This is a genomic window from Burkholderia sp. Ac-20344 (genome assembly GCF_017104975.1).
Lineage (GTDB): Bacteria > Pseudomonadota > Gammaproteobacteria > Burkholderiales > Burkholderiaceae > Burkholderia.
The window spans coordinates 1-11471 of sequence record NZ_JAAGPP010000213.1; the positions used below are offsets into that span (position 1 = coordinate 1).

The 11471-nt window shown below is 70.3% G+C and carries 5 protein-coding genes; all 5 read left to right on the forward strand.

The genetic code is table 11. The annotated features are described in order from the left end of the window. Nucleotides 1-2157 (forward strand): alpha-1,4-glucan--maltose-1-phosphate maltosyltransferase (locus G3N64_RS35945; RefSeq protein WP_205788394.1); only part of this gene is annotated, 2157 nt, incomplete at its 5' end. Further along, complete coding sequence (gene treS, locus G3N64_RS35950; RefSeq protein WP_205788398.1) at nucleotides 2157-5570, forward strand: maltose alpha-D-glucosyltransferase; 3414 nt, start codon at nucleotides 2157-2159, stop codon at nucleotides 5568-5570. The genes G3N64_RS35945 and treS, both read left to right, overlap by 1 nt. Further along, nucleotides 5567-7774 carry a 1,4-alpha-glucan branching protein GlgB gene (gene glgB, locus G3N64_RS35955; RefSeq protein WP_205788395.1) on the forward strand — a complete coding sequence of 736 codons (2208 nt, stop codon included), beginning with the start codon at nucleotides 5567-5569 and terminating at the stop codon, nucleotides 7772-7774. Before treS ends, glgB begins: the two co-directional genes overlap by 4 nt. Before the next feature lie 32 nt (nucleotides 7775-7806). Next, nucleotides 7807-9933 carry a glycogen debranching protein GlgX gene (glgX, locus tag G3N64_RS35960; RefSeq protein WP_205788396.1) on the forward strand — a complete coding sequence of 709 codons (2127 nt, stop codon included), beginning with the start codon at nucleotides 7807-7809 and terminating at the stop codon, nucleotides 9931-9933. Then, nucleotides 9930-11471 (forward strand): malto-oligosyltrehalose trehalohydrolase (treZ, locus tag G3N64_RS35965; protein WP_205788397.1); only part of this gene is annotated, 1542 nt, incomplete at its 3' end. The genes glgX and treZ, both read left to right, overlap by 4 nt.

Sequence of the window (11471 nt, forward strand, 5' to 3'; positions counted from 1 at the left end):
ACCCAGCCGCCGGCCGCGCTCGAACCGTTCACGCTCGAACCCGGCGCCTACGCGCTGCTGCGTGCATGGCGGGCGCCGCCCGTCACGACACGCCACGACGCCGCGCGCGAGCGCGGGGCGCTGTCGGCGGCAATCGCGGGCGACCGGATCGCGATCGAGCGCGTCGAGCCGTCGGTCGACGGCGGCCGCTTCGCGGTCAAGCGCGTGATCGGCGAGACGCTCGTCATCCACGCGTCGATCTTCACCGACGGGCACGCCCATCTCGCGGCCGCGCTGCAGTGGCGCGCCGCCGGCGACGACGACTGGCGCGAGATCCCGTTCGAAGCCGAACCGAACGACGGCTGGCACGCGCGCGTCGCGCTCGACCGGCTCGGCCGCCATGAATTTCGCGTGATCGCCTGGCGCGACGACTGGGCGTCGCTCGTCGACGACGTCGCGAAGAAACATGCGGCCGGCCAGGACGTGACGCTCGAACTGCGCGAAGCGCAACTGCTGCTCGCGACCGCACTCAAGCTCGCAGACCCGCTCGATGGGCGCGCGATCACGCAGATGGAACGGCTCGTCGCCGAATTCAAGGACGCGCCGGCCGATGCGCGGCTCGCTCAGCTCGGCGCGGCGCCGCTCGCCGATGCGTTCGCGGCGCTGCGCTACCGGCCGTTCGTCACGTACGACACGACGACCTGCCCGGTCGACGTCGAGCGCCGCGCGGCGCGCTTCTCGAGCTGGTACGAGATGTTTCCGCGCTCGGCGAGCGACGATCCGCACCGGCACGGCACGTTCGACGACGTGATCGCGCACCTGCCGCGCATCCGCGACATGGGTTTCGACGTGCTGTATTTCCCGCCGATCCACCCGATCGGCACGACCGCGCGCAAGGGGCGCAACAACAGCCTGAAGGCCGGCCCCGACGACGTCGGCAGTCCCTATGCGATCGGCTCGCCGGACGGCGGCCACACGGCCGTGCATCCGCGGCTCGGCACGCTCGAATCGTTCCGCGCGCTGGTCGATGCCGCGCGCGGCCACGGGCTCGAGGTCGCGCTCGATTTCGCGATCCAGTGCTCGCCCGACCATCCGTGGCTCGCCGCGCATCCGGGCTGGTTCGCGTGGCGGCCCGACGGCTCGCTACGCTTCGCGGAGAATCCGCCGAAGCGCTACCAGGACATCGTCAACCCCGATTTCTACGCGGCGGACGCGCAACCCGACCTGTGGCTCGCGTTGCGCGACGCGGTGCTGTTCTGGGTCGACGCGGGCGTGCGGATCTTCCGTGTCGACAATCCGCACACGAAGCCGCTGCCGTTCTGGGCGTGGATGATCGACGACGTGCGCGGCCGGCATCCGGACGTCGTGTTCCTGTCGGAAGCGTTCACGCGGCCGGGCATGATGGTCCGGCTCGCGAAGGTCGGCTTCTCGCAGTCGTACACGTACTTCACGTGGCGCGAGTCGACGCGCGAATTCATCGACTACCTGACCGAGCTGACGACCGGCCCCGCGCGCGAATTCTTCCGGCCGAACTTCTTCGTCAACACGCCCGACATCAACCCGCGCCACCTGCAGAACGCGCCGCGCACGCAGTTCGTGATCCGCGCGGCGCTCGCGGCGACGCTGGCCGGGTCATGGGGCATGTACTCGGGCTTCGAGCTCGGCGAATCGGCGCCGCTGCCCGACAACGAGGAATACGCGAACGCGGAGAAGTACGAGCTGCGCGCGCGGGACTGGAGCAAGGCCGCGCATATCGGCGCCGAGGTCGCACGGCTGAACCGCGCGCGGCGCGCTCACCCCGCGCTGCAGACGCATCTCGGCATCACGTTCGCCGATACGGACAACGACACGGTGCTCGTGTTCGTGAAGGCGACGCCGGCGTTCGACAGCGTGGTCGTCGTCGCGATCAGCATCGACCCGTGGCATCCGCAGGTCGCGAATTTCACGCTCGATGCGTCGCTGTGGCGCGGCTTCGGGCTCGTCGACGGCGAACCGCTCGACGCGCTCGAACAGGACGCCACGCATGCCGAAACCTGGTGCGGGCATCGCCAGTACGTGTCGCTCGATCCGAACGTGCGGCCGTATGCGATCTGGCGGCTCACGCCGTCTCCAGGCGCCGCGCGGGCGGCGGCGCGCGAGCCGGGCGACGCCCGGCCACCTTCGGGAGGGCACGGATGATGAAACGCGAAGATTCCCTCGACGACGTACGCCGCGCGCAGTTCCCGTCGCTCGCGCCGGCCGGCACGCCGCGCCGGCGCCGTGCACGCCGCCGCGCGCCGGCGCTCTGCGCGGACGATCCGCTGTGGTACAAGGACGCGATCATCTACCAGGTGCACGTGAAGTCGTTCTACGACTCGAACAACGACGGTATCGGCGATTTCCCCGGCCTGATCGCGAAGCTCGACTACATCGCGGAACTCGGCGTCGACACGATCTGGCTGCTGCCGTTCTACCCGTCGCCGCGCCGCGACGACGGCTACGACATCGCCGACTACCGCGACGTGCATCCCGACTACGGCACGCTTGCCGACGTGCGGCGCTTCATCCGCGAAGCCCATGCACGCGGCATTCGCGTGATCACCGAGCTCGTGATCAACCACACGTCGGACCAGCATCCGTGGTTCCAGCGCGCGCGCCGCGCGAAACGGGGCTCGATTCACCGCGACTACTACGTGTGGTCCGACACCGACACGAAATACGCGGGCACGCGGATCATCTTCCTCGATACGGAAACGTCGAACTGGGCGCACGACCCGGTCGCCGGCCAGTACTACTGGCACCGCTTCTATTCGCACCAGCCCGACCTGAACTTCGACAACCCCGCCGTCGTGCGCGAAGTGATGCAGGTGATGCGCTTCTGGCTCGACCTCGGCATCGACGGGCTGCGGCTCGACGCGGTGCCGTATCTCGTCGCGCGCGAGGGCACCAACAACGAGAACCTGCCCGAGACGCATGCGATCCTGAAGCGGATCCGCGCGACGATCGACGCCGAGTATCCGAACCGGATGCTGCTTGCCGAAGCGAACCAGTGGCCGGAAGACGTGCAGGAATATTTCGGCGACGAGGACGAATGCCACATGGCGTTCCATTTTCCGCTGATGCCGCGCATCTATATGTCGATCGCGAGCGAGGACCGCTTCCCGATCGTCGACATCATGCGGCAGACGCCGGAGCTCGCGCCGAGCAACCAGTGGGCCGTATTCCTGCGCAACCACGACGAGCTGACGCTCGAGATGGTCACCGACTCCGAGCGCGACCTGCTGTGGCAGACCTATGCGAGCGACCGGCGCGCGCGGCTGAACCTCGGCATCCGGCGCCGGCTCGCGCCGCTGATGGAGCGCGACCGGCGCCGCATCGAACTGATCAACTCGCTGCTGCTGTCGATGCCCGGCACGCCCGTGATCTACTACGGCGACGAGCTCGGGATGGGCGACAACATCCACCTCGGCGACCGTGACGGCGTGCGCACGCCGATGCAATGGTCGTCGGACCGCAACGGCGGCTTCTCGCGCGCCGACCCCGAACTGCTCGTGCTGCCGCCGGTGATGGGTTCGCTGTACGGCTATGACGCGATCAACGTCGAGGCGCAGACGCGCGACCCGCATTCGCTGCTGAACTGGACGCGCCGCATCCTGTCGACGCGCCGCGCGTCGCAGGCGTTCGGGCGCGGCACGATCCGCTTCCTGCGCCCGGAGAACCGCAAGGTGCTCGCGTACCTGCGCGAGCTGGACGGCCAGGATCCGGTGCTGTGCGTCGCGAACCTGTCGCGCGCGTCGCAGGCCGTCGAGCTCGACCTGTCCGAATTCGCGGGCCGCGTGCCGATCGAGATGACCTCGGATTCGCCGTTTCCACCGGTCGGCCAGCTCCCGTATCTCCTCACCTTCCCGCCGTACGGATTCCTGTGGTTCGTGCTGGCCGAGCACGGCCGCGAGCCGTCGTGGCGGCAGCCCCATGCGGAGCCGCTGCCCGAATACGTGACGCTCGTGATGCGGCGCGGCGACGCACGGCCGGACCTCGAGCAGTTGCACGTGCTTGCGCACGATGCGCTGCCGTCGTGGCTCGCGCGGCGGCGCTGGTTCGCGTCGAAGGACCGCACGATCGGCGCGGCCAGGCTGAACGTCGTCACGCCGGTGCCGGGCGAACCGTTCCAGTATGCGGAGGCCTGGGTCGAATCCGATGAACCGGGAGACGTCGAACGCTACGTCGTGCCGCTCGCGGCCGCGTGGGGCGGCGAGACCTCGCAGCCGCTGTTCGCGCAGCTCGCGCTGGCGCGCGTGCGGCGCGGCCATACGGTCGGCTACCTGACCGACGCGTTCGCGCTGCCGGCGTTCGCCCGCGGGATGCTGCGCAAGCTGCGCGACGGCGCGACGGTGCCGACCTCCGACGGCGGCCGGCTCGCGTTCCTGCCGGAAGACGCGCTCGCCGCACTCGATCCCGGCGACGACGCCGAAGTGCGCTGGCTCGCGGCCGAGCAGAGCAACAGCTCGCTCGTGATCGGCGATGCGATCGTGCTGAAGCTGGTGCGCAAGGTCGCGCACGGCGTGCATCCGGAAGCGGAAATGAGCCGGTATCTGACACGGATCGGCTACCCGAACACCGCGACGCTCGCGGGCGAAGTCGTGCACGTCGATCCGGACGGCACGCCGCACACGGTCGCGATCCTGCAGCGCTATGTCGACAACCAGGGCGACGCGTGGACGCGTTCGTTCGACTTCCTGCGGCGCGCGGTGGACGAGCTCGCGCTGCCGGCCGCGGGCGACGACGAGACCGGCGAAGCGGACGAAGAACCCGACGCGCTGCTCGGCTACGCGGCATTCGCGGGGATCATCGGCACGCGGCTCGGCCAGTTGCACGTCGCGCTCGCGCAGCCGTCCGACGATCCCGCGTTCGCGCCGGAGCACGTGACGCCAGGCCATGTCGACGACTGGTGCGCGGACGCGATCGCATCGTTCGAGCGCGCGCTCGACGTGCTGCACACGCGGCTCGATGCGCTCGATCCCGCGATGCGCGAAGCGGCCGACACGCTGCTCGCGTCGTGCGACGCGGCCGTGCGTGCGCTCGGCGAGCTCGTGCCACGCACGCTCGATGCGCAATGCATGCGGATTCACGGCGATTTCCATCTGGGCCAGGTGCTCGACGTGCAGGGCGACGCGCTGCTGATCGACTTCGAGGGCGAGCCGGCGCGCTCGCTCGAGCGCCGCCGCGCGAAATCGCATCCGCTGCGCGACGTCGCCGGCCTGCTGCGTTCGCTGTCGTACGTGAGCGCGATCGCGCAATTCGCGATCGAGAAAGCGCCGCCTCAGGCGGCCGGCCGCAAGCGCGCGCTGTTCGACCGCTTCGGGCAGGCCGCCGCCGACCGCTTCGTCGACTGCTATCGCGCGGCCGCCGAACGGGCCCCCGCGCGTTTCGTCGACCCGCGCTACGCCGATCGCCTGCTCGCGCTGTTCCTGATCGACAAGGCGTCGTACGAGCTGTGCTACGAAGCCGCGAACCGGCCCGACTGGCTGGGCGTGCCGGTCGGCGGGCTCGCGGCGCTGGTCGAACGGCTGCTCGGTGACGGCGGCACATCCGACGGCGGAGGCACATCATGACCGAAACGTTGTTCGAACGATCCGATATCGACGCGCTGCTCGCCGGCCGTCATCCCGATCCGTTCGCGTGCCTCGGCCCGCACGGGCAGGCCGAGGGAATCGTCGTGCGCGCACTGCTCCCCGGCGCGAAAAGCGTGCACGCGCTGTCGCCGGAAGGCGCCGAACTCGGCACGCTCGCGTGCGTCGATCGCGCCGGCTGCTTCGCGGGGACGATCGCGCGCAACGGCGGCGCCCCCCACTACCTGCTCGCGATCGACTGGCCGGACGCGCGACAGGTGATCGACGACGCGTATGCGTTCGGCACGCTGCTCGACGACGCGGTGCTCGCGCGCTTCTCGGCCGGCGACCCGGCCGCCGTGCTCGACTGCCTCGGCGCGACGCCTGCCCGAATCGACGACACCGACGGCGTACGCTTCGCGGTCTGGGCGCCGAACGCGCAGCGCGTGTCGGTGGTCGGCGATTTCAACGGATGGGACGGCCGCCGCCATCCGATGCGGCTGCGGCGGCCGTCGGGCGTGTGGGAGCTGTTCGTGCCGGGCATCGGTGCGGGCGAGTGCTACAAGTACGAGCTGCGCGCGGCCGACGGGCGCGTGCTGCCGCACAAGGCCGATCCCTGTGCGCGTGCGACCGAAGCGCCGCCGCGCACGGCGTCGGTCGTCGCCGATGTCGCGGCGTTCGATGCGTTCGCCTGGCACGACGACGGCTGGATGCATGCGCGGCCGCGCGCCGACCGCTACCGCATGCCGTGGTCGATCTACGAGGTGCATCCGGAATCGTGGCAACGCGTGCCCGAGGAGATGAACCGCAGCGCGACCTGGGACGAACTCGCCGAGCGCCTGATTCCGTACGTGCAGGGGATGGGCTTCACGCACGTCGAGTTCATGCCGATCGCCGAGTACCCGTTCGGCGGCTCGTGGGGCTACCAGCCGCTCGCGCAGTTCGCGCCGTCCGCGCGCTTCGGGCCGGTCGACGGCTTCGCGCGTTTCGTCGACCGCGCGCACGCGGCCGGCATCGGCGTGCTCGTCGACTGGGTGCCCGCGCATTTCCCCGACGATCCGCATGGCCTCGCGCAATTCGACGGCACGGCGCTGTACGAGCACGCCGACCCGCGCGAAGGGCTGCATCCGGACTGGCACACCTGCGTGTTCAACGTCGGGCGCACGGAAGTCGGCGCGTTCCTCGCCGCATCGGCGCTCGCGTGGGCGCGCCGGTATCACGTCGACGGCATCCGCGTCGACGCGGTCGCATCGATGCTGTACCGCGACTATTCGCGCAACGAAGGCGAGTGGGTGCCGAACGTGCACGGCGGGCGCGAGAACCTCGAATCGGTCGCGTTCCTGCGCATGCTGAACGACACGCTGCACGGTGCGGCCGCGCCGGCCGGCGTCGTCACCGTCGCGGAGGAATCGACCGCATGGCCGGGCGTCACCGCGCCGACCGGCGACGGCGGGCTCGGTTTCGACTTCAAGTGGAACATGGGGTGGATGCACGACACGCTCGCGTATCTGCGCGAAGACCCCGTGCACCGCCGCTATCACCACGACCGGATGACGTTCGGGCTCGTGTACGCGTTCTCCGAGCGCTTCGTGCTGCCGCTGTCGCACGACGAGGTCGTGCACGGCAAGGGCTCGCTCGTCACGAAGATGCCGGGCGACGCGTGGCAGCGGCTCGCGACGCTGCGCGCGTACTTCGGCTTCATGTGGGCGCACCCCGGCAAGAAGCTGCTGTTCATGGGCAGCGAATTCGCACAATGGGCCGAGTTCGCGCACGACGCAACACCGCACTGGGACCTGCTCGATGCGCCCGCGCATCGCGGCGTGCAGCGGCTCGTGCGCGACCTGAACCGCACGTATGCGGCCGAGCCGGCGCTGCACGCGCTCGACTGCCACGCGGCGGGCTTCTCCTGGCTGATCGGCGACGACCGCGACAACAGCGTGTTCGCGTTCGCGCGCCGCGACGAGGCCGGGCACCTGTTGGTCGCCGTCTGCAACTTCACACCGGTGCCGCGCGCACGCTACCGCGTCGGCCTGCCGGCACCGGGACAGTGGCGCGAGCTGATGAACACGGATGCCGCGCCGTACGGCGGCACCAACGCCGGCAACGACGGCGCCGTGTGGGCCGAGGCCGTGCCCGCGCACGGCGAAGCCTGGTCGGCGCTGCTGCGCCTGCCGCCGCTCGCGACGCTGTGGCTGTGCCCTGCCTGATTTCCCGCGCCCTCGACACGGAGATCCGCCCCATGCCGACCGCCCTGCCCGCCCGTCTCGAATCCGGCCGCAGCTATCCGCTCGGCGCGACCTGGGACGGCCTCGGGACCAACTTCGCGGTGTTTTCCGCGCACGCGCAGCGCATCCAGCTGTGCGTGTTCGACCCAACCGGCCGCAAGGAACTCGCGCGCCTCGACCTGCCCGAATGCACCGACGAGGTGTGGCACGGCTACCTGCCCAATGCGCATCCGGGCACCGTGTACGGGTTTCGCGCGGACGGCCCGTACCAGCCGCAGCACGGCCATCGCTTCAACCCGACCAAGCTGCTGCTCGACCCGTACGCGCGCAAGCTGGTCGGCCAGTTTCGCTGGTCGGACGCGCTGTTCGGCTATCGCCTGCATTCGAACCGCGCGGACCTGTCGATGGATCGGCGCGACTCGGCACCCGCGATGCCGAAGTGCGTGGTGGTCGACGAGGCGTTCGACTGGAGCACCGACCGGCGCCCGCGCGTGTCGTGGCGCAACACGGTGATCTACGAGACGCACGTGCGCGGCGCGTCGATGCGGCGCGCCGGGTTGCGCCCGCCCGAGCGCGGCACGTTCGCGGCGTTCGCGCATCCGGCGTTCATCGATCACATGCTGTCGATCGGCGTGACGACGGTCGAACTGCTGCCCATCCATGCATTCCTGCAGCAGCGCGCGCTGGTGCAGCGCGGCCTGCGCAACTACTGGGGCTACGACACGGCCGCGTTCTTCGCGCCGGAGCCCGCGTATCTCGCGACACGGCGGCTCGACGAAATGCGCATCGCGATCCGCCAGCTGCATGCGGCCGGCATCGAGGTCGTGCTCGACGTCGTCTACAACCATACGTGCGAAGGCAACGAGCTCGGCCCGACGCTGTCGTGGCGCGGCCTCGACAACGCGAGCTACTACCGGCTCATGCCGGACGACCACCGCTTGCATGTCGACGAGACGGGGTGCGGCAACACGCTGAACCTGTCGCATCCGCGCGTCGTGCAGATGGTGATGGATTCGCTGCGCTACTGGGCCACCGCGTTCAACGTCGACGGCTTCCGCTTCGACCTCGGCGTGACGCTCGGCCGCGAGGCGCACGGCTTCGATCCCGGCGCGGGGTTCTTCGACGCACTGCGGCAGGACCCGGTGCTCGCGCAGCGCAAGCTGATCACCGAGCCGTGGGATCTCGGCCCCGGCGGCTATCAGCTCGGCCGCCATCCGCCCGGTTTCGCCGAGTGGAACGACCGTTTCCGCGACACCGTGCGGCGTTTCTGGCGAGGCGACGCGGGCCAGCGGCCGGAGCTCGCCGCACGCCTCGCGGGGTCGGCCGACCTGTTCAACCACCAGCGCCGCCATACCTGGGCGTCGGTCAATTTCATCACCGCGCACGATGGCTTCACGCTCGCCGATGTCGTGTCGTATTCGACGAAACACAACGACGCGAACGGCGAGGACAACCGCGACGGCCGCGACGACAACTGCACCGCGAACTGGGGCGTCGAAGGGCCGAGCGACGATGCGGCGATCCGCGCCGTGCGTGCGCGCGTCGCGCGCTCGATGCTCGCGACGCTGTTTACCGCGCTCGGCACGCCGATGCTGGTCGCCGGCGACGAGTTCGGCCGGACGCAGCTCGGCAACAACAACGCGTACTGCCAGGACAACGCGCTGTCGTGGCTCGACTGGGATCTGGCGCGCAGCGACGAAGCGGTGACGCTGATGCGCTTCGTGTCGCGGCTCGCCGCGTTGCGGCGCATGTATCCGGTGATGTCCACGCCACGCTATCCGTCGGGCGATCGCGACGCTGCGCCGGGCATGGCCGAGATCGGCTGGTTCGACGAGCACGGCAACCCGATGACCGTGCCCGCATGGCAGGACCGCGAGCGCCGCGCGCTGACGATGCGGCGCGTCGGCACGGGCCGCACCGGACGCACCGAGGCGCTGCTCGTGATGCTGAACGCGTCGTCCGAGACGATCGTGTTCACGTCGCCCGCGCCGGTGCTCGACTATCGCGTGCTGGTCGACACCGCGACGCCGGACGCCGGCCCGCGCTCGTGGCCGGCCGACGGACTCGACGTGGCCGCCCACGCGGCTGCGATCGCGGTGGCCGCCGTGCCGCCCGCCCCGTCTTCGGGAGACTCGCCATGAGATCACGCTCCGCCCGTCCATCCGGCTCGCATGCGTTCGATGCGTCGTTCGGCGCGACCTGCGTCGATGTCGACCGCACGCGCTTCCGGTTGTGGGCGCCCGCGAGCCGTACGGCCGCCGTCGAAATCGACGGCGCAAGCACGCCCGCCGCCGCGATGACCGCGGTCGGCGACGGCTGGTTCGAGGTCGTCGTGCCATGCGGCCCCGGCACGCTGTATCGCTACCGGCTCGATGGCGGTCTCGCGGTGCCCGACCCCGCGTCGCGCTTCCAGCCTGGCGGCGTGCACGGCCCGAGCCAAGTCGTCGATCCGGCTGCGTACCGCTGGCGCCACGACACGTGGCGCGGCCGCCCGTGGCACGAGACGGTGCTGTACGAATTGCACGTCGGTGCATGCGGCGGCCATGCGAGCGTCGAGCGGCGCCTGCCGTCGATCGCCGCGCTCGGCGTGACCGCGCTCGAGCTGATGCCCGTCAACGCGTTCCCCGGCACGCGCAACTGGGGCTACGACGGCGTGCTGCCGTTCGCGCCCGATGCGTCGTACGGGCGGCCCGAGGAACTGAAGGCGCTGGTCGATGCCGCGCACGGGCTCGGGCTGCAGGTGTTGCTCGATGTCGTCTACAACCACTTCGGCCCGGAAGGCAACCTGCTGCCGCGCTACGCGCCCGCCTTCTTCCGCGCGGACCGGCAGACCGCATGGGGGCCCGCGATCGACTTCTCGCGCGAACAGACGAGCGCGTTCTTCATCGAGAATGCGCTGTACTGGCTCGACGAATTCCGTTTCGACGGGTTGCGCATCGACGCCGCGCACGCGATCGACGACGATGCCTGGCTGCGCGCACTCGCGCGCCGCGTGCGCGCGTACGCTGGCGATGCGCGTCACGTGCATCTCTTGCTCGAGAACGAGCGCAACGCAGCGAGCCTGCTCGGGCCGGGCGGCTTCGACGCGCAATGGAACGACGACTTTCACAACAGCGTGCACGTACTGCTGACCGGCGAGCGCGACGGCTACTACCGCGCGTACGCCGACGCGCCGCTGCGCCATCTCGCGCGCACCCTCGGCGAAGGCTTCGCGTACCAGGGCGAACCGTCGCCGCTGCACGACGGCGCCGCGCGCGGCGAACCGAGCGCGCACCTGCCGCCGACGGCGTTCGTCACGTTCCTGCAGAACCACGACCAGATCGGCAACCGCGCGTTCGGCGAACGGCTGCGTGCACTCGCGAACGACGACGCGGTGCGCGCGACGACCGCGCTGCTGCTGCTCGCGCCGTCGATCCCGCTGCTGTTCATGGGCGAGGAAGACGGCAGCACGCAGCCGTTCCAGTTCTTCACCGACTATCGCGGCGCGCTCGCCGACGCGGTGCGCGAAGGCCGGCGTCGAGAATTCTCGGCATTTCCGGCTTTCGCCGATGCCGCGCATCGCGACGCGATTCCCGATCCGAACGACATCGCGACGTTCGTGCGTTCGACGCTGCACGGCAGTAGCGACGAAACCACGCCCGACACCGACGCATGGCGGTGCTTCTACCGCAGCGCATTG